Consider the following 19,234-nt stretch of genomic DNA (forward strand, 5'->3'; position numbering starts at 1 on the left):
AGATGAAGGGGCGTCGGAGGCATTTTTTCCCAAATTCTTCAAAATCGCAGGTGTTTTACATTGAAGAGTCGACGGTAAGGCCCCTGTGCTGATCGCAAAACCACGAGCAAAGAAGGGGGATGTATATAACAAAGACAAACCGGTCGGCAGGCATAGTGGGAGCCATAACGCGAATGTAAGGAAACCCCTTTGGTGTTGAATTTGAGATAGAAGAGTATTGGTTGACTTTTTGCGAGCCGTCAATGCGTATATCGGCAAACTACCCCACCACCACCAACCCCCACGCCCTCTCCACCTCTCCAGCCTCCCAGTCGTACGCCACCGCCACCAACGCCTCGACGTTCATCGAGTGGTCGGCAAAGGCCAGCGCTTTGAGCGTGGCGGCGTAGTTGGTGTCCGTACGTCGTGAGGAGATCCACTTGTAGCGCGGCACCAGGACCACGCCGATGCGGGTCTCGGGGTGGACGTGGAACTTCAAAATGTCTTTGTAGACCTCGTCGTCGGCGCGGTAGCCCATGACTTCCAGGGCGATGCCATCGCGGGCGCGGAAGAAGTCGTACTCAAAGCCCTCGCCGGTGCGCGGATGGTGTAGGCGGACGTGGTGTTGGAAGTCGAGCGATTCGAGATGGGGTTGGATGGCGAGCTCCAGATCGGTGCTCTGAGGGTGAGGGACCGAGGAGCGGGCGGGAGCGCGCCGGTGGACTTCCATTCCGGCGATGCGGGTGAGGAGGGTTTGAAGCGCGGATTGCGCGTCCGGGGGGAGGGTGCCGAAGATATGCATGGGGCTCTGCTGTGGAGGGAGCTTGATTGACGGGTCGTGTGGCGGGGACACGAAGTGCATGATGGGAAGCGTGGCTCATGCTATTAACGAATGCGTTACTAGCGCCAGGCACTAATAACGAAATCGTTAATAGGCGGGGCAGTGCTTGTTTCAGCCGGCTGGTGAGCGGCAGATGGCGCTTCGACGTCGTGACGCCATGCCGGCGAGGTCCTGTCCGTTGGTCGGACAGAATCAAGTTGTTTCGTGCTGGGCGATGACACGAAGCGATCGCTTATTTTCGATGGCGCATAAGAAGCGATCGCCTCCTTCTGTGCGACCTTCACTCCGCCGTTATCCATGATCTTGGCCTGGGAGCTCACGCCGCAGCTGCCCTGCGAAGATTGTGCACGCACTGCGGTCACAATCTTCGCTGGGCCTCATTCCCACCCCGGCGAGCAGGTGTCGGGTCGAGGCAAACTCATCTGATGATCGATGCGATATGACCCCCCATAATCCCCATGATACTCTTACCCGGTACTTACAAGCCCAGTCCCTGAGCTCCTGCCAACCCGCACAGAAGCCTCAATCAGCCCGAGCTCTGTGCGCATTTAACTGGAGTGTTTTATGCATCGTCTGAGCAACGTCATCGTCGCGTGTGTGTTTGTGGTGGGTTGTATGGGCTCCGAAGGTTCGCAGGGAGCTGCCGGCCCGGCGGGTCCTGCGGGGCCGCCGGGTCCTGCAGGCCCCACCGGCCCCGCAGGTCCTCAGGGGCCCGAGGGTCCTGCCGGTGGTGAGCCAGGCCCCGCTGGCGAACAAGGCCCGCCCGGTGAGCAAGGCCCGCCCGGTGAGCAAGGCCCACCCGGTGAGCAAGGCCCTGCTGGCGAACCAGGCCCCGCCGGCGAACCAGGCCCCGCCGGCGAACAAGGCATCCCCGGGGCGCAAGGTCCCGCTGGTGAACAAGGCCCCGCAGGTGAACAAGGCCCTCCCGGTGAGCAAGGCCCGCCCGGGGAGCGAGGCCCTGCCGGTGAGCAAGGCCCGCCCGGTGAGCAAGGCCCGGTGGGCCCTGCGGGCCCCGAGGGGCCTCCTGGCGAGCCCGCCCCCGCGCCGGGGATGGAGCCCACGCCCCCTGTTGTGGCCACGCTGCGTGTGGAGACTTCCCGCGATGACTTTTATCTGGACCTGGTTGAGTTCCGGTTGGCCATCGATGTTCCCCATAACTTGAGTTCGGGTTCAGGTGGCGTGGCCCCGCGAGCACAGATTGAAAATCTCGAGTTCGTCGCCCTCTCCGCCCCGGAGCTGAGCAGGTTGCACCGGGTCATGGCGCGCGGGTCGGTGGTCAGTGTCACCGTCAGCGTCCCCGATCCCGGCGGCTCCAGAATTCCCCTGCAGCTGGCCCGCGCCAACGTCGCCGTGGCCTCGCGGCTCGCTCCGAGCCAGGCCCGCAATGACCTTCAGCAGAACGTCTTTGAAGGGGCCTTTGCTCTTGCCGATCTGACGCTCTTCCGCGACACCCACGAGGTCCGTTATGACCAGGTCGCCGCGCAAGCGTCGTGCATTGATTCGCCCTGCGGATGCGGCTCAAACCCGGTCCCGCCCAGGTATGTTCACGCCGATGGCTTTGACCTTCAGCCGGCGACGGGTACCTACGAGGTGGACTGGTTCACCACGGGAAGCGAAGTCAACGTCAACCTGGGATCCTTGCCCGGAGGTGGAAGTACGGGCCCGCTGAGAGACCAGGGCCTTTTTGTCCGAAAGGATTTTGACGACGACGCGATCTGCCTCTACGAGCGGATCGCCCGGGCCGCGCACCTGGATCACCTCGTGTTGGATCAGGCATTCACGGCTCAGAGTCCCGGCGGCTACCTGGCAGACTACACCTACGAGTACCTCTGCCGGGCGTTGCCGACGCGTCTGGAGATCTTCTCCGACGCGAGCGGACGCATCAAAAGCGAGAGTAGATTCATCGGGGGCGCTCAGCGGCTCACCTTCCGGAGCTATGATGCCCAGGGTGTTCTGCTGGAATCTGAGAGTTCGATGTGGTCTTTCGTGCTCAACAACGATTCCGGCGGCTGTTGGTGAACGCGGTCTGCGCGTTTGGCAGGGGGGGACGCCCGTTGGGCGCATAAACATTGGACGTGGCCGTTTTCATGCGTAGAAAACGGGCGCACGTCCGCATGGCGAGGGAGCACTCGCCGCAGGCGCGCACGTAGTGGCCGCACCTCGCGAAGATTGTGCACGCAGCGCGTTCACAATCTCCGCTGAACGTTGTTTTCACCCCGCACCGCCCATTCCCCCCCCCCCCGGACCTTTTATGGCCCCCACCCACCCCTGGACCTTTCGCCCCCGCTTTCGCCGCAACGCCTTCGGCTGGCGCTCCCAGCCCGCGATGCAACGCATCGAGGAGGCGGTCGCCGAGATCAAAGACGTCGCCGCCCACGACCCCGCGCTCGCCGCCGAGGGCGCCGTCATCTTCCTCGAAAAGCTCTCGCCGGCCATCGCGCAGGTGGACAGCTCCTCGGGGGCCATTGGTCGCACCGTCAACTGGGCGATCTTTGAGCTCGCCAGGATCATCGGGGCGGCGCCGGCGTCGTCGGAGCAGCGGGAGACGTGGTTGCAGCGCCTGTGGGATGCCGGGGAGGCCGATGAGATTCCCTACCTGGAGGCGCTGGGCGATGCCTGGGGGCTTGCGTGCGGGAGTGTGGAGGTGGCCTCGGAGCAGGCCGACCGGCTGCTGGTGGGGTTGCGGGAGGCCTGGGAGGGGCCGAAGAAAGGGCAGCGTTCATTCACGGGCGAGTCGCATTGCCTGAGCGCGCTTCTGGCGGCGGAGCGTTACGAGGAGGTTTTGGAGTGGGTGGAGAAGGCGCCTTACACGATGTGGCACGACGTGAAATTCGGCGTAAAGGCGCTGGTGGCGATGGGGCGCCCTCTGGATGCGGTGGCCTATGCCGAGGAAAAGAGCGGGACGAGCGACTCGCCGGGGGTTGCGCATGCCTGTGAGGCGATTCTGCGCGACGCGGGGATGGAGGAGGAAGCGTATGCGAACTACGCGTTCGTGGTGCACGAGCACGCGAGCTATCTGAACTGGTTTCGAGGCGTGACGAAGGCGTATCCGACGATTCCGAAGGCGCGGGTGCTTGCGGATCTGGTGGCGCATACGCCGGGCAAAGAGGGCAAGTGGTTTGCGGCGGCGCGCTCCGCAAAACTCTACGATGAGGCGATTCGGCTGGTGCAGATAAGCCCCTGTGAGCCCAAGACGCTGATGAAGGCAGCGCGGGCGGAGACGCTGAAGCGCCCGAAGTTTGCGGTGGAGGCGGGGCTGGCGGCGCTGCGCTGGCAGGTGGAGGGGCACGGGTATAAGGCCGTGGCCAACGATGCGCGCGACGCCTTTGCGATCACGATGCGGGCTGCGGAGGCCGCCGGCGAGGTGGAGGCGGTGCGGGCGCAGGTGCGGGCGTGGGTGGAGAACCCGCCGAAAGGGGAGAATAAGATGGTGCGGAAGTTGAGGGAGTGTCTGGGGGAGGAGCGCTGATGGCTCGGAAGTCGCGAGACTCGATGGTGGATGCAGCGCTCGAAGCGTTGGACGCGGCGCAGCTTCGAGATCTCATTCACGAGATTCTCCCCTGGATCCACGATCGAAATCGGCCACGTCTGGAGGCTTTGATTGTGGAGCGCGCGACGCAGTCGGGTTCGGGGTGGACGCCCGACTCTCCAGGGGCGTGGCGCGCTGAAAAGGCGGAGGCGTTTGCCGCTGCTGCGGTCATGGCGAGTTATGCCGATTCGGGGGATGTGGATGCTTATCTGCGGGATGGGATGCACGCGTTTCTGGCGGGCGACTATCAGGTCGCGGCACGCATCTTCGGGACACTCTTAATTCCCATGGGGAGAGCGGACTTTCATGTCGGCCAGGATGGGCAGGTCGACGATGTGTTGGGGGTCGATGCTGGCCTGTGCGCGCGGCAGTTCGCGGTGGCGACGTACATGACATCCGTGGCGAAAGACCGGGCGAGTGAGGTCTTTGCTGTGATGAGGGATGTGGGCGAGGTCGGCCGCGTTTTACGACCGTTGGAAGCGCTGGAGCAGACCGCGAGGGAGCCTCTCCCTGACTTTGACGGCTTCGTCGTGGACTGGCTTGCGGTCGTGGAGGCTGAGGCATTCTCTGGTGGAGAGCGCGGGGATGACGCGTGGCTGCGCGAAGTAACACTTCGCTTGCATGGCGAGGAGGGGCTGGTCGAGGTGGCGCGCCGAAGTCGGGCGTACAACGACTACAACGCGTGGTGTCGTCTGCTTAAGGAGAGGAAGGATTGGGTGGCGGCGCGGGCGGCCTACGAGGAGGCGGCGGAGCGTGTGGAGGCGGATGCGCATGTTCGGGGCAGCCTTCTCGATGGCGCGGCGCTCGCCGCGCAGGAGTTGGGGGCCGCGGATCTCTCCGAGGTGTTGGAGCGGGCCTGGAAGGTGGCGCCCACGCTGGAGAGGTTGCAGCGTTGGCTGGGGCAGTGTGCGACGCGGGAGGCGCTTGTAGAGCGGGCGGAGCTGGCGCTTGCTGCTGTGCCGGCCAGGGCGGAGAGGCAGCGGGCGTTGCTGCTGGTGTTGACATCAAAGTTTGATGAGACGGCGCAGCTGTTGGAGGAGGCCGAGGGGATAGGGTGGTCGTATGAGCATCACCCGGGGCCGGTGATTTTCGAGGTGTTTGCGGCCTTGCTGGCTGGCGAGGAGGTTTGTGTGACGTTGCCTGCCACCGGTTGGGCCGCCAGGGCTTCGAGTGTCGGGCATTCGCCCACGCTGAAGACGCCTGAGATCAACGCGCTGCTGGCGTTGGCCGAGTTGGAGGCGCCCGCAGATGAGGCGCTGCGCGACAGGATGCGAGGGGCGATGCGAAGGGCGGCCGAGCGGCGCGTCGATGAGGTGGCCGCTCACAAAGCGCGAGACGACTATGGCCATGCCGCCGGGCTTATGGTGCGCTGCGCGAGGGTGGAGGGGACGCCGGAGGCCGAGGCGTGGATGCGGGGGATTATGGAAAAATATCGGAGGTTTTCGTCGTTGAAGAAGGCGTTTATGGCGGGGTTGGGGGAGGATTGAAGGGGCGATGGGGCGCATGAATTGGGGCGGGTGTCCGTCCCTCGGACGGTCGGCAAGGACGCGGCGGACGGAGTGTTCTGAATCACCTCGCGTGTCGCCCGAGAAGGGCCGGTAAGGGGGCTGAGTGTCAAAACGGGTAACCCGGAGGCGGAGCTAAGGGGGCTGAGTAGCGACACTTGTCACCCGAGAAGGGCAGGTAAGCGCGCTGAGTTACGGATCTGGGAATCCAGAAGCGCCGGTAAGGGGGCTGAGGCGCGGATCTGGGTACCCAGAACGGGGAGTCGAGCGGGCTGAGTTGGGGATCCGGGTGTCGAGAGTCGGAGCTAAGGGGGCTGAGCTGGCGATCTGGGTCCCGAGATCCGGAGCTAAGGGGGCTGAGTTGGGGGACTCAGGTGCTGAGTAGGGCAGGTAAGGGGGCTGAGTTGGGGATTTGGGTGTCCAGATCGAGAGGTAAGGGGGAGTCGGGGATCTGGCCGGGGGAATGGAGCGCTCAGGCGCATGAACACAGGTCGATGTCCGTCTCTCGGACAGTGGGTATCAACCGACCTCAAGGACGTCTGGTGGGTTGAACGCTCTCGCACCGCCGCGCCAGAGCGCATCAGGTGTGCTCGCGTGTGGGCGATGGTAGGGTGTCGCCTCTCTCAATCATTTAGCCCGAGCCAGGGGAACCACGACATGAACGCTCCGACAGCCCTAAAAGAAGCCATTGATGCTAATGACGCGACCCGGGTCGCCGCGGAGGTCAACGCCCTCGGCGGAGATATCGATGCGTACGAGATCTCGTCGATTCCGGTGGTGCTGAGGGCCGCTGCCCAGAGCTGTGATGAGGCGCTGCGCGCGCTGCTGGACGCGGGCTCAAACCCGGCGCAGTTTCCCGATGCGCTGCACCGGGTGATCTTTCAGGGCTGCATGATGAGTGGGTGGGAGGAGGCGAAGGATATGACCTGCCTGAAGCTTCTCATCGACGCCGGGTGTGACCCCAACGGGCTCGATGAGCGTGGGGATAGCGCGCTGGCAAGCTGTCTGATGGTCGCCGTGCACCCGGAGCGCGCCGGGGCTGCGGCGCGGCTCTTGATCGCGGAGGGGGCCGACCCGCTGCGGCCCGAGAACGAAGGGCTTTTGCACCGCGCGGTGAAGACGCCGGCCTCCGGGGTGGTGGAGGCACTCCTGGAGGGGGGCGTTGATATGAACGCGGAGGATGGGGGCGTGGTTCCGGCGCTCTCGTGCGCCATTGAGCTCGCTCAGGCCTTCAACCGCAGCCGGGAGAATCCGGAGGATAACAGCGCGGAGGTCGCCGCGGAGTTTTGCGAGGAAAACTTCCGGCTGCTTATTAAACACGGTGCCGATATGAGCATTCGCACCAGCGAGGGGAACCACCCGCTGCAGATCGTGTTCACGATTCAGGGCTGCCCGGAGTCGATCAAGATGATGCTGCTGGATGCCGGCGCGCCGGGCCACGATACGATCGGGGCGGCGGGCGAAGATGTCGATTTTCTCGCGATCAGTATGGCGGAGGGGCATTCGGGGGAGATGGCCTGCCGCCTGTATGACGCGGGCTGTCCGCTCGATGTTCCTTACGAGCTCTTCGGCGGGGGAAGCTACGTGCGGCTGGCGGCGCAGTACGCTCCGCAGCAGGTGTTGGCGCTCTGCCAGCATAGTGATGCGGCGCGCAAGAGCTTTCTGGAGTATCGGAGCGAGAAAGGGTTTAGCCCGCTGGCCAACGCCATCGCTGGCAAACACGTGGAGCTGATCACGTACTTTCTCAACGCGGGGCTCTCGGCGGATGAGAAGAACGCCGAGGGTGTCTCCATTCGGGAGTATCTGGCCGAGAGTGAGGAGGCGGATGCAAGGATGGCAGCGCTGGCGGCTGGCGAGGCGGCGTTGACCGCGTAAGACGCCTCAAGGCGGGGGGGGGCGACGACGTCGATGAGGGGTGAGCGTGCGATGAGGCGCATAACTACGGGCTGATGTCCGACTCTCGGACGGTCGGCATCACGCGCCCCATCGTCGCCCGCTCAACGTACCCAGGCTTCGCTGCGCTCCCACAACTCCCTGGCGAGCTCTTCATCTCTGGCGAGCCGGGAGGGCGTTTTCACCTTGCTCTTATCCCAATACAGCCCCGTCGTCTCGCCGGCCTCTGCCGAAAGCGCGCAATGCAACGTGGTCTGAGCGCCTTGCTCCGGGGTGATCATGAACATCTTGATCAGCGGCCGAAAGAGGCCGGGGACGCGGCGCCAGATGTCGGTGGCGACCACGCCCGGGTGCAGCGCATAGGTTTTGATGTTGGTGCCCTTCAGGCGCCTGGCGAGCTCGGCGGAGAAGAGTACGTTGGCGAGCTTGGAGTTGGCGTACTCCGGGAGGCCGGTGCGACCGGGGGTGGGGCCTTCGACGGCCTTAAAGTCGATGCGGCCCTTATAATGCGCCTCGCTGGAAACGGTAATAATGCGGGCCTCGTCGGCTTCTTTGATGCGGTCGAGGAGGAGGTTTGTCAGCAAAAAATGGCCCAGGTGGTTGACGCCAAAGTGGATCTCAAAGCCGTCTTTGGTCTGGCCGCGGGCGCCGCCCAGACCGGCGTTGTTGATGAGGAGATCAATGGGCTTGCCGGTGGCCAGAATCTCGGCGGCGGCGTTTCGCACCGACTCCAGCGAGCCCAGGTCCAGGGCCACAAAACTCACTTTATCCGCACCGAAACGCTCGGCGATCTCGTCGAGCACCGGCCGGGTGCGCTCTAAGTTGCGGGCGGCGATGGTGACGTGGGCGCCGGCTTCGGCGAGCCCGATGGCGGTGTGGCGGCCGATGCCGGTGTTGGCGCCGGTGATTACGGCGTATTTGCCTTCGAGGTGTGCCATCGTCATCGCTCCCTGTGCGTTTTCGTGCACTCTTCGGGTGAATTTCGGTCGTTGAGGGGCGCTTACGGTCGCATGCGTGGTGGCGAGTGCGCAACGCGCAGCGCCGTGCGCTCGCCATGATGAGCCGGGTGTTGGGGGGCGGAGTACGATCTGAGGAGGGTGGAGCACCAGGAGAAGGCCCAGCAGTTTATAAACACGAACGGCATTTGAGCGCCTAATACGTTATGGCCGGGCGTTCGAATCCTGTCATTGCGCTCACGTGTCCCGTGACCTCACGAAGCATCGCACATCATTCTCGAATTGAGGCACGGTCTTGCCGAGGCCTGCGAGTAGCGCGTCGAGTGTTATGGGGGGACGCTTGAGCGCTGCAGCCTGGCGTTCAAGAAGCGTGACGATGTTTTCGGGGGCAAGGTCAAAGAGGTCGACAAGAAAGTCGTCGGGGCTCTGAGCTTCAATGCCCTCGGGCATCGGGCTAAAGTCTTTTAAATTGCTGGTGACGATGATCTGGGCGCCGACTTTGACGGCGGCTGCCGCGACGTGGCGGTCTTTGTCGTCGTTGGGCATCGACGAAATAAGCGTTTCATGCCCGCGGACCAGCGCTTCTGGGAAGGCATTGCGCATGGCTGCCATGAGGTGCGCTGCTTGGTCGTCGTTCATGCGCCCGGAGGCGATAAGGTTGCGGGTCGCTTCGTCCAAAATTTCGTCGGACCAGTGTACCTGATACATGCCTATCGCTGCGGCACGCAGGAGCGTGTCGCGGATGGAGAAAGGAAAAAGCACATTGGCGTCAAGGACCACACGAAAGGGTGCCGTCACCATCAACCCTCTCCCGGGATCTCATCGTAGCCATCAAAGTCCTGACTGAGCTGGGAGAGGTCGTCGAGTGACGCAATGCGATCGCGGTCGCGCTGGCGTTTGTAGGCCAGAAGATCCTCCATACGCACTCGCCGGTGCGTTCCGGTTTTACGAAAGGGAATGCGCCCATCGTCGAGAAGGCGTACCAGGTACTGCCGCGACACGTTGAGGATGTTGGCAGCCTGCTGCGTTGTGAGCTCTTTGCCGACGGGAACCACCGTGATGGCGTCACCGCTGGCGAGCACCTCAATGATTCGCTCGAGCAGCAAGAAGACGGATTCAGGCAGGTCGATGACCTCGCCGGACGGACTGACCAACTTGTAGGCAGCCGGCTCGTGTGGGCTCTCATCAACGTGCGTGAGGAGCTCTAGCAAAGCGGCAACCCTCTCGCGTTGATCGCGTGGCGCGGTGACGGGCGTCATCTGACGTACCGACTCCTCAAAGGTGTGTGCTGTGCTGCGAGCCATTGTTGACCTCATCGTTAAGTTTCAGGCGTGTAACGCTCTAAAATTAGCCACTATTCGACCTAAACGCAACCTGTAGGCAGGCCCGCCAGCTCTGCAGCCATGCAAGCAGGTGAACAAAGTGGACGAGTCAAGGGCAGGTCTCTGCAGGGATGGTTTCAGCTCCCGCCCCCTCACTCCTCAAGCTCCGCCAGCAACCCGGCAAGACTCAGCGGCTTTGTGAACATCGTCAGGTTGCCCTCTTCATCAGTGGGCCACTCCTCCCTGGGGCGGTCCCAGTAGAGCTCCAGGCCGTTGCCGTCGGGGTCGCGCAGGTAAAGCGCCTCGCTGACGCCGTGGTCGCTGGCGCCGTCGAGGGTGACGCCGGCGTCGCGAAGACGTTTGAGCGCCACGGCCAGGGCGCGGCGAGTGGGGTAGAGGATGGCGGTGTGGAAGAGGCCGGTGTGGTGGGCCGGGGCGGGGGAGCCACCCTTGCTATGCCAGGTGTTGAGGCCGATGTGGTGATGGTAGCCGCCAGCCGATAAAAAGGCGGCCTGGTCGCCGTAGCGGGTGGTGAGCTCAAAGCCCAGGACGTCGCGGTAGAAGGCCACCGCGCGCTCCAGGTCGGCGACTTTGAGGTGGACGTGGCCGATGCGGGCGCCGGGGTTAATCGTCTCGTGGTTGCTCATCGTGGGCTCCATGAGGTGGTTGCGGAGCAAGGGGCTCTCGCATGTAGTTCTTCAGAGTCGCCACGGGCCTCCAAAGTTACAAACGAGCCCGTGACTGCACACCCCCGAAGGTACTCACGAATCTCCTGACATGCGTGAACCTCCCAGGTCCCGCAACCACCCAACCACATAACCACCTAACCACACGACTCACCCCGACGATCCGAATCTCCCCACATCGCGAACCCCGGCGCTCCACAACCACTCAACCACATAACCACCTAACCTCAACGCGCGCCTCTCCGACTGTCCGCACGAATCACCCCACATCGCGAACCCCCGCCGCGCTCAGATTTCCGCGTATCCCAGCCCATGATCCTCAGAAAACCCGCGTGTCCGGAGCTTTGAACAAGCTCAGCGCGCGGGTTTTCTGCGCTCTAAGCCCCCATATGAGGTGTGGCACGATCGTTGCTGACTACTTCCACCATGAAACGCGAACTCACCATAATGCTCGCCATGGCTGCCCTCTGGGTGGGTTGCGGGGATCTGGAGCAGACGCCGGAGCCGGAGGTTGACCCGGGCGATGCGCTGGCGTGGATGGAGGCGAATCAGGAGCGCTACCTGGGCGATCGCGCGTGGCGTCGTGCCCAGCTTGAGGCGACGCTCTGGAGTCCGGAGCTGCCTTATGCGCGAAAGCGGCTCAAGAGCTATGCGCTGCCCGAGGGCGGCTGGGATTTGCTCCCGGAGTTGCTGGCGCGCAGTGGGCCGGTTTTTCCCGGGGAGGCTGTGCCGGAGGAGCTTGAAGAGGCGCTGCCCAACGTCTTTCCCACGCAAGCGCCGACGACGCGCGAGGCGTGGCTCGCGCTTGGCGAGCAGGTTTTTTGGGAGATGCCGATGCGGCGCGATAACTACCTGGAGTGGATCGCGACGAGGCCCGAACTTCTCGAGGAGACGGGCTTTGAGCGAAACGCCGATGGTTCGTTGCGTGGCATGGTGCGTTTTAAAGATGTGCGCGGTGAGCTGCGCGTCGGCGTCACCTGCGGGCTCTGTCACGGAGGCGGCGGTGTGGCCGGGCGCACGAACACCGAGCTCGATCTGGGCCGAGCGCGCCAGATATTTAATGAATCCCACGGGGTCGATGGTTCGCGCTTTGCGTCCTGGGGGCCGGGTCGGGTCGATATTACCGATGATTCCGCCGACGACCCGCTGCGGGTGCCCGACCTCTGGGGTACGCGCCATCAGTCCTATCTCAATGCCAGCGGGATTGTGCGGGTGGCCAACCCGGCGTCGGTCGTGATCCGTTTTGAGACGCAGTACATCCCCGGCCACGGCTTAGAAGCGCGGCCCAACCGCGTGCTCTCCTGGGCATTGGCGATGTACGTGCTTTCGCTGGAGCCGCCGGAAAGCCCCGATGTGTCGCCCGACCACCCTGGCCGAGCGATCTTCGAGGCCCAATGTGCGAGCTGCCATAACCCCGACCGGGGCTTTAGTGGCGATTTGATCCAGAGCTGGATCCTGAGAGGAAACGTATCGGCCGCCGAGAGCCCGATGCGAGGGACGGGGATGATGAAAGTCCCCTCGCTCGTCGGCATCGGCCAGGGAGGCCCTTATATGCACGACGGACGTCACGCTGAGTTGAGCGATGTCCTCGAAGAACGCCACCCCACCGGGGTGGTGCTGAGTGATGATGAACGCGACGATCTGCTGAATTTCCTGCAATCCCTTTAACTGTCTTTCCCACGAGGTCCTACCATGCGTATGCCACTGCACCTGTTGTTCGTCTTCGCCTGCTCACTTCTTCTGCTCGGCACGGGTTGCCCGGAGCTGACCGGCGATCCCGAGCTCAAGGGCATGTTCGTCTCGGGCCACCTGGGCAATTACGAATCCTGTCCGGAGGATGGCTACAGCGATGACGCGTCGGGCGATGAGCCCGCGGGCGCGCCGGCGGCGGAGTTTGCTGGCGATTGTGCGGAGGATTCCCCGGACTGCGGCATCTTCCTGAACTGCGAGGACGCCCAGGTGACCCTGCGCCTGAACAACACCGGTGATGAGCCGGCGGTCGGCGTGCAGGTCACGCGCATTGAGCTTTTTGACGCCAACGGTGTCTCCCGGGCGGTGCTGCCGCTGATGGAGGTCAGCGATGTGACGACACCCGGTAGCTCGGTGACCTTCGACGGCATGATTGGCGTAGGTGCGGAGCGTGCGCTGCGCGTGGACTTCCAGGGGCCGCAGTCGCCCTGGGAGCTTCTGGCGACCGAGGACGATGATAGCGGCCGCTACGCGAACCACGGGGGCACCATCGAGATCACGTTTAGGGCGGAGAACCGTCGTGGCGAGGTCATCGTTCGCGGGGAGGTTTCGGCGCTGCCCTCGATGGCGACCTGAGAAGGGGCGAGGCTGAGGGGGCTCTGCGCTCTTATCGTGAATACGAGCGCGAGCCTCCGACCGTGGGGAGATGGTTTGGGGCTGGAAGGAGGCTTGTTCCCTTGCTCCGCCCGAGTGTCTGCGCAGGAGAAATCAGAGCGCCGGGAGACGTTGTGCGTGAGCATGCGCACATCTTTTCACGGCGTTCTAAGGGTTTGTCTGAATGGCATCTATTCGCCAGCCTTGTCTTATGATTGAATTGTCTGAGTCAACACCTACGGCGAAGTGGTTGGAAGGGATGTTAATCGACTCCGTTCCTTCACCAGATTCACGAAACACTTCCGCACCGCTTTGCAGGTTTACGACGACAACTTCGTCGTAAGTGTCTTCGACGGCGTAGCTGAGTTGAACGACCAGTGATGATGCGTTGGCAACAAAAAACTCTCGGTAAGAATCATCGCCCGGGGAGACCATTTCGGAGTGGAAATAAGAGACATAGTTATTCTGTGAGGGGTAGGGCATCGATGTCGGGCTGAAATCCGAGCCGTTGCTGACGGTGATAAGGTGTCCTTCGCACGCGTCGGTGATGACCTGGCAGGTGGCGCTGCAGCTCAGCGTGCCGGTGTTAAACCCGAAAGATTGGCAGGTCTGACCGTTCATGTGGGGGGAATCACACGCCTCGCCAGGGTCGAGCTGACCGTTGCCACACCGTGGCTCGCTGGTATCTCCCCCATCGGGTACGTCCTCGCCGGCGTCTTCGGTTGTGCCGTCGTCCGTATCGGCGTGAGCGTCGACGTCGGTGTCTTCACTCTCCGCGTCGGCTGCATCTGCGTCCCCGAGGTCGGCATCGGGTTCGGCATCGGTATCTGCGGCGTCTTCAGCGTCTTCAGCGTCAAACTCCGCATCAAGGTCAACGTCGGATTCAGCGTCCAGGGCCGAATCCAGATCGGCATCTGTTGCGTCAACATCGTTGTCGTCAACGCTGGCATCGTCCGGCTCAGCATCAAATCCAACATCGAGATCGTCGACGTCGGGAATGTGAGGGGATTCCTGGACTTCGTCCCAGAGCTCCTGATCGGCATAATCGCCCGGTTCGAGTTCGGCGGCGTTGACCTCGTCGCTGCCCATCCATGCCGCAATAACTGTGGCGCAGCCAGCGACGAGGAGTCCGAAGGAGACCGTGGAGCCCACGGTGCATACAGCCATCGTACCAAAGACGGCTACGCCCACCCCGAGTGTTGCGACGGCGGTGCGGCACATCTCATTGGGGCAGCGTAAGAGGGCATCGATGGCGGCGGGATGGTAGAGCTCGTAGCGTTGCATCAAGGGCTGCAACAGGGTGACAGCGCGCACCATCACCGGGTCAAGGACGATGGCCTCGTGGGGATGGGTGAGCCAGTCGACGCGGTTAAAATAGGCGAGCTCAGCGGGAGTGAAGCCTTCCGAGAGCAGAACACTGGCTTCTGTGAAGAGAGGGTGCGGGGCTTCGGTTTCGAACGAGGCCGCAAACTCGCTGAGTGTGACGGGCTCGGGTTCGTCTTCGGGAGAGAAGCGTTGCGGAGGGGTGTTGTTGCCGCAGGCGGAACATATAAAAAGTGCCAGGGTCGCCCACGTCAGCAGGGCGCACCAGGAGGGAAATCGGAGATGGGCTCGTGGATGGGCAGACATGGGGATAGACCGGTGAAGACGTAGGTGGGGGGGAAAAGATGCGCATGTTTCAAAACGTAACGATCGATTGGTCCGGGTGTCAATAAGGCAGCGATGGGGGCTGGACGGCCGCTGGCAACAGCGTGGTTGGCGGAAGGTAACCCTCTGCGATGAGGCGCATGAATAAAGGACGTTGTGCGACCCCGGGGTCGGCCCGTGTGCTGGAACTCGCGTCGTGTTTTTAGTTGGCTCGCCACGTATGGTAGGAGCGGGGAAAAAGTGATGATTCTGGAGGTGGTATGATCGAAGATGCACACATCGTATCGTTGCGGGTGGGGATGCCCCGAGAGCTGGGGCGTGCGGGGGCGAAGAACCCTCTGGAGCGCTCCTGGCGTTCGGGGTTTGTGAAGGAGGCGGTGCAGGGGCCGCTGTGGCTGGACTGGGAGAATTTTGAGGGGGATGGGCAGGCCGATCGCAAGCATCACGGCGGGGTGGAGAAGGCGGTGTGTGTGTATCCGGTGACGCACCTGGCGTACTGGTCAGAACGCATGGGGAGAGCGATGGGTCCGGGGGCGTTTGGGGAGAATGTGAGTGTTGCGGGGCTGGACGAGAGGGAGGTCTGCGTGGGGGATGTCTACCGGCTGGGCGGAGCGCTCGTGCGCGTCACCCAGCCTCGTTCGCCATGCTGGAAGCTCGCCAGAATTCACGGTGAGAAGGCGTTTGCGCTCTGGGTGCAGCAGACGGGCTTTTGCGGCTGGTATTTTGGCGTGGTGGAGCGCGGGTATGTGCAGGTCGGTCAGGCGTTGAAGCTTGAAGAGCGCCCCTATCCGCAGTGGAGCATCGCCGAGGTGCATGCGGTGCGTTACCACCGCCCCGACGATCTTGAGGCCGCGGCGTTTCTGGCCGGGTGTCCGGCCTTGAGTCAGACCTGGCGCGTGGCGTTGGAGAAGAGGGTGGCCCGTGGCGAGGAGAGCGATGAGGTGCGGCGGCTGATCGGGCCGAATGAGGGGTAAACCCGGGGAGGTCGTCGGCGGATGCAAAAAGGGAAAGGTGCGATCAGGCGCATGGAACAAGGACGTTGTGCGTCTCTCGGTCGGACATCTTCCTTCGGACCTCCGGGGGCTCTCGCTCGGAGAGCCTCCACCCGACCGGGCCGTGCGCTTGAATAAAAAAAGCAGGGGAGCATCCAACGCTGGCGAGTTCGGGCTTCTGATGGAGGTTTTTGATGACGGGAGTTTCTATGCGAGGCGTGGTGCGTTTGGGTTCGCGGGCGATGGTGGCGCTGCTTGCTGTGGGGGCGATGTCGTCGTGCGCGGCGGTGGGGGCATCGCCGGAGTCGAGCGTTTGGAGGGCTGGCGAGTCGGCGGCGTATGGTGCGGAAGGTGCGGCGTCGAAGCAGGAGGAGGCCGCCGCGGAGGTGCAGAGGGGGCAGTACCGAGCGCTGTGGGAGCTGAGCTGCGAGGCGGCCGATGAGGCGTTTCGCGATCACAGCTGCATTATTCGGGACACCCTGGAGCTCGAGGACGGCACGGTGATTGTGGCGGGCAATTACCGGGGGAACGTGCGCTTTGCTGGCGAGGTGCTCAAGGGAGGGACGATGCCCCGGGCGGTGATCGCCCGGCTCACCGGGGATGGCGAGCTGATGTGGGTGCGTCACTTTGGCCAGGGCTGGCATAATGAGTTTCATGGCCTGGCGCCGGGGGATGGCGAGCGGTTTTATGTGAGCGGCATCGGCGCCAATGGCTTTCACCCGGAGTTTGAGCACATCCCCGATCCGGATCATATCGCAGCTTCGGTGCGCGGGTTTGTGGGCACGTTCACGCTTGATGGGGAATGGGCCGGCATCCGGGCGTTGCATCGCTGGCCGAGCCAGATCGCTGGCGATGAGGGCGATCTTCGGGTCTATTTTTCATCGGAGCGTGTCGTTCGCTACTCGCCGGAGCTCGAGGTGCTGGAGGATGTCGCCTTTGAGCTCGAGGAGGGCGCGTCGTTTGATGTCGCCGAGCTGGTGGGCAAAGACGCGATCTGGCGGATTCACGGGGAGCGACGCGAGGGGGGCGTTGAGCGCCTGGCGACCCTCTACCACGGGAGTGAGCCGCAATTTGAGGTGGTGCTTCCGGGCATGCCATCGCATCCGAGGGTCGCTGTGGATCAAGAGGGAGCGCTGACGCTTGCCGGCGTCTCGCACCCCTATGAGGCGTATAGCGACGATTACAGGATTCACTGGGCCAGGGTGTCGATGGATGGCGAGGTGGTGTGGAGCGCGGGCGACGCGCTTCGTTTTCCGATGGAGGGCTATCGCCCCCGGGTTCTGGGGGTGCGCGTCGCTGAGGAGAGGGTCATCACGCTTGTATATCACGGCGCGGAGCTGGAGATGCTGGGGCAGGCCTTTCGAAGCAGCGAGTCGGAGAATGCGCCCAGCGGGGTGGTCCGTGTGATTCATGACGCCAGGACTGGGCGGCTCCTCAGGATTGAAAGCCCCGAGAGTGATTGCCTGGGAAGCATGATTTTCACCAGACCGGACTACCGGGGGTATCGGGGGAAAAGCGCGCTGATCTCGGCGAATCGGAGCGCGTGTCATCCCACGCCTGCTCGATTATTTAAGTTGAGCGAACCTGGGGAATGATGCACAGCGATGGTTATAAACAATGCTATGAGGGTGATGTGGAAGGTGACCCGGCGCCTGGTGGCGGCAGACAACCGACACATCAAGTGAATTGAAATGCAGTGCTCCCTGAACTAGCTTCACACTCACTGGAACCAGGTAAGCAAAGTGTTCATCGCGTGAGGTCGCGTGAGACGCGGTCTCGTAAACAGGTTGTTATCAGGACGTAAGTTATGATTGAGTCGAAGTCGACGTTGGATGTTATCGCCATGCATCGCCCGGTCGCGACAGTGCGCCGGTTGGCCCTGAGAGGCGCGCTGGGAGTGGGTGTGTTGCTCTGGGCCGCCGCCTGTTCCGGTACTGATGGTATGGATGGGGCTGACGGTATGGACGGTGCTGATGGTGAGGCATTGATGGTCAGTACTTCAGACGCCTCGGTCGAGCAGTGCCCGGCGGGGGGGCGAATTCTGACCTTCGGCTACGACAATGATGGCGACGACGCGATCGATGAGGTTGTCAGCGAAGAACAGATCTGCGACGGGGCGCCCGGCGCGACGGGGGCGCAGGGAGAGCAGGGAGAGCAGGGACCCGCCGGAGAGCCGGGGCAGGACGGTCAGGACCTTCTTCTGGAGACTTCCGACGCGTCGATGGATGCGTGCGTGTTTGGGGGGACGGTGTACGTCTTTGGGTATGATAGGGATGGGGATGGAGTTATTGACGATATCTCTGCTGAGCAAACCGTTTGCGAGCGTTCGTTTGCGCTGGATGGTATTGAGGTCCTCTTCCACGTGGATATGTCGATGGCGGAAGACGCGACACTTGCGGGGCTGGAGGCCCTGGAGGCTGAGGGGGCCATCGCGTTGACCGTTAGCGAAACTCAAGAGGAGATGACCACGCAGATGGCCACAGGAGATTACGATGTTGTGGTCTACTTCAAGCAAGATGGGTTCATGAGCAACCCGACACGCGCCGCCGTTGAAGGATGGGTGGAAGACGGCGGAAGGATGATCTTTAGCACCTTCAAGTCTCAAGATGATGACGCCACGCTTCTCGCTCTGAAAGCCTCGTTTGGAGAGACAAACCAGTCGGAGGCGGTCTTCTTTGATGAGCGTTTTCGAGGGGTGGTTCCGTTGCCTTTGCCCCTTGAGAGTGCGGGGTGGACGAGTTTCTCCAGCGGTCTGGAACCTCTCGGCGACGGGCGTTCGATCTGCGCGTTTGAGAACGGAGAGTCCTGCGCGGTCGTGGGTAATGACGGGCGTACTGTGGTGCTCGGTTTTCTGGGCGACTCGTATCGAGCTGAGTTTGGGCGAGGGCTGATGGAGAGCTTGCTGGGCGTTGTGACGAGTGCGCCGTGAGTGGCGTTTGGGCTCGGGGCTTCGGTACGCGCGATGGGGTTCTCCACCATCGGCGACGCTTGGCTTCTTCTGGCGCATCCCGAAGCGGTGAAACGGGAGGACTGGGCGGAGCTGGTTCGCCATGTTCTGGACAGAAAAAGGCCCGCTTCGGCAGTGGCGCATGTCTGAGCTTCGGCTGGGAAGAGGCCGATGAGCTCTTTGCGTTGGAGCATGTTCGAGCGCATCCCCGGGCCCGCGACCTCTGGCGTTATGCCGATGCGATTCTTCCCCTGGAGGGCACCTCGCCCTGACTATGCGACGACGTAGCGGAATGTCTCGATGGGGCCTCGGTGCCCCCTGTGTATCCGTGTGAGGCGTATGTAAGGCGATGTATGCGCGTGTTCGTGCTCGCACGACTCCCTTCGCGCGCACGAGCCTCCCGGGCACCGCAACCACCTCGCCAGCCAACCTCCTGACCGCAGCAGTCGCTTGTCGATCCCCGCGCTATCACAGGCTCCGGTCCCTCTCTCGGTCGCTCCTTCGCAACAATCGATTCGCCCCGACCCTCACCGTGGCGTAGGTTGGGGGGGAGAGCGCCACGCGCAGCGTGCGGCGCCGCGACGTATCTCCCAG

The 19,234-nt window shown here is 63.0% G+C and carries 15 protein-coding genes; 9 read left to right on the forward strand and 6 right to left on the reverse strand.

The window, feature by feature from the left end; genetic code table 11:
• Nucleotides 1–259: 259 nt before the first annotated feature.
• Nucleotides 260–781, reverse strand: a complete 522-nt coding sequence (locus FRC98_RS21780) for a hypothetical protein (RefSeq protein WP_230467792.1) — start codon at nucleotides 779–781, stop codon at nucleotides 260–262.
• A gap of 1,089 nt (nucleotides 782–1,870) precedes the next feature.
• Between FRC98_RS21780 and FRC98_RS18855 the strand changes: the two genes are divergently transcribed.
• The 4 genes from FRC98_RS18855 to FRC98_RS18870 all read left to right on the forward strand — a co-directional run bounded on the left by FRC98_RS18855 (nucleotide 1,871) and on the right by FRC98_RS18870 (nucleotide 7,729).
• Nucleotides 1,871–2,839, forward strand: a complete 969-nt coding sequence (locus FRC98_RS18855) for a hypothetical protein (RefSeq protein WP_230467793.1) — start codon at nucleotides 1,871–1,873, stop codon at nucleotides 2,837–2,839.
• A 232-nt stretch (nucleotides 2,840–3,071) separates the two neighbouring features.
• Complete coding sequence (locus FRC98_RS21785) at nucleotides 3,072–4,289, forward strand: hypothetical protein (RefSeq protein WP_230467794.1); 1,218 nt, start codon at nucleotides 3,072–3,074, stop codon at nucleotides 4,287–4,289.
• Nucleotides 4,289–5,836, forward strand: coding sequence for a hypothetical protein (locus FRC98_RS18865; protein ID WP_146982984.1), 1,548 nt, complete (start codon nucleotides 4,289–4,291; stop codon nucleotides 5,834–5,836). Before FRC98_RS21785 ends, FRC98_RS18865 begins: the two co-directional genes overlap by 1 nt.
• 675 nt (nucleotides 5,837–6,511) lie before the next feature.
• On the forward strand, nucleotides 6,512–7,729 hold the full coding sequence (locus FRC98_RS18870) for an ankyrin repeat domain-containing protein (RefSeq protein ID WP_146982985.1): 1,218 nt from the start codon (nucleotides 6,512–6,514) through the stop codon (nucleotides 7,727–7,729).
• 122 nt (nucleotides 7,730–7,851) lie between these two features.
• Here the strand turns inward: FRC98_RS18870 and FRC98_RS18875 are convergent, their stop codons facing one another.
• The 4 genes from FRC98_RS18875 to FRC98_RS18890 all read right to left on the reverse strand — a co-directional run bounded on the left by FRC98_RS18875 (nucleotide 7,852) and on the right by FRC98_RS18890 (nucleotide 10,672).
• Complete coding sequence (locus FRC98_RS18875) at nucleotides 7,852–8,685, reverse strand: SDR family oxidoreductase (RefSeq protein ID WP_230467795.1); 834 nt, start codon at nucleotides 8,683–8,685, stop codon at nucleotides 7,852–7,854.
• A gap of 255 nt (nucleotides 8,686–8,940) precedes the next feature.
• On the reverse strand, nucleotides 8,941–9,504 hold the full coding sequence (locus tag FRC98_RS18880; RefSeq protein WP_146982988.1) for a VapC50 family PIN domain-containing toxin: 564 nt from the start codon (nucleotides 9,502–9,504) through the stop codon (nucleotides 8,941–8,943).
• Nucleotides 9,504–10,007, reverse strand: a complete 504-nt coding sequence (locus FRC98_RS18885) for a helix-turn-helix domain-containing protein (RefSeq protein WP_230467796.1) — start codon at nucleotides 10,005–10,007, stop codon at nucleotides 9,504–9,506. The genes FRC98_RS18880 and FRC98_RS18885 overlap by 1 nt, the downstream gene beginning before the upstream one ends.
• A gap of 170 nt (nucleotides 10,008–10,177) precedes the next feature.
• Nucleotides 10,178–10,672, reverse strand: a complete 495-nt coding sequence (locus FRC98_RS18890) for a VOC family protein (protein ID WP_146982990.1) — start codon at nucleotides 10,670–10,672, stop codon at nucleotides 10,178–10,180.
• A 465-nt stretch (nucleotides 10,673–11,137) separates the two neighbouring features.
• On the opposite strand from FRC98_RS18890, the gene FRC98_RS18895 reads away from it, so the two are divergent.
• A complete protein-coding gene (locus FRC98_RS18895) occupies nucleotides 11,138–12,379 on the forward strand; it encodes a c-type cytochrome (protein WP_146982991.1) in 1,242 nt (413 codons plus the stop codon).
• Nucleotides 12,380–12,403: 24 nt separating this feature from the next.
• On the forward strand, nucleotides 12,404–13,036 hold the full coding sequence (locus FRC98_RS18900; RefSeq protein WP_146982993.1) for a hotdog family protein: 633 nt from the start codon (nucleotides 12,404–12,406) through the stop codon (nucleotides 13,034–13,036).
• A gap of 186 nt (nucleotides 13,037–13,222) precedes the next feature.
• Here FRC98_RS18900 and FRC98_RS18905 read toward each other — a convergent pair whose 3' ends face one another.
• Complete coding sequence (locus tag FRC98_RS18905; protein ID WP_146982994.1) at nucleotides 13,223–14,683, reverse strand: hypothetical protein; 1,461 nt, start codon at nucleotides 14,681–14,683, stop codon at nucleotides 13,223–13,225.
• 278 nt (nucleotides 14,684–14,961) lie between these two features.
• Here FRC98_RS18905 and FRC98_RS18910 point away from each other — a divergent pair, with 278 nt between their 5' ends.
• The 3 genes from FRC98_RS18910 to FRC98_RS18920 all read left to right on the forward strand — a co-directional run bounded on the left by FRC98_RS18910 (nucleotide 14,962) and on the right by FRC98_RS18920 (nucleotide 18,622).
• Entirely contained in the window at nucleotides 14,962–15,675 is a 714-nt protein-coding gene (locus FRC98_RS18910) for an MOSC domain-containing protein (protein ID WP_146982996.1), read from the forward strand.
• A gap of 212 nt (nucleotides 15,676–15,887) precedes the next feature.
• Nucleotides 15,888–17,288 carry a hypothetical protein gene (locus FRC98_RS18915; protein ID WP_146982997.1) on the forward strand — a complete coding sequence of 467 codons (1,401 nt, stop codon included), beginning with the start codon at nucleotides 15,888–15,890 and terminating at the stop codon, nucleotides 17,286–17,288.
• 392 nt (nucleotides 17,289–17,680) lie between these two features.
• Nucleotides 17,681–18,622, forward strand: coding sequence for a collagen-like triple helix repeat-containing protein (locus tag FRC98_RS18920; protein ID WP_146982999.1), 942 nt, complete (start codon nucleotides 17,681–17,683; stop codon nucleotides 18,620–18,622).
• The last annotated feature ends 612 nt before the right edge of the window (nucleotides 18,623–19,234 follow it).

Source organism: Lujinxingia vulgaris (assembly GCF_007997015.1).
Taxonomy (GTDB): Bacteria; Myxococcota_A; Bradymonadia; order Bradymonadales; family Bradymonadaceae; genus Lujinxingia; species Lujinxingia vulgaris.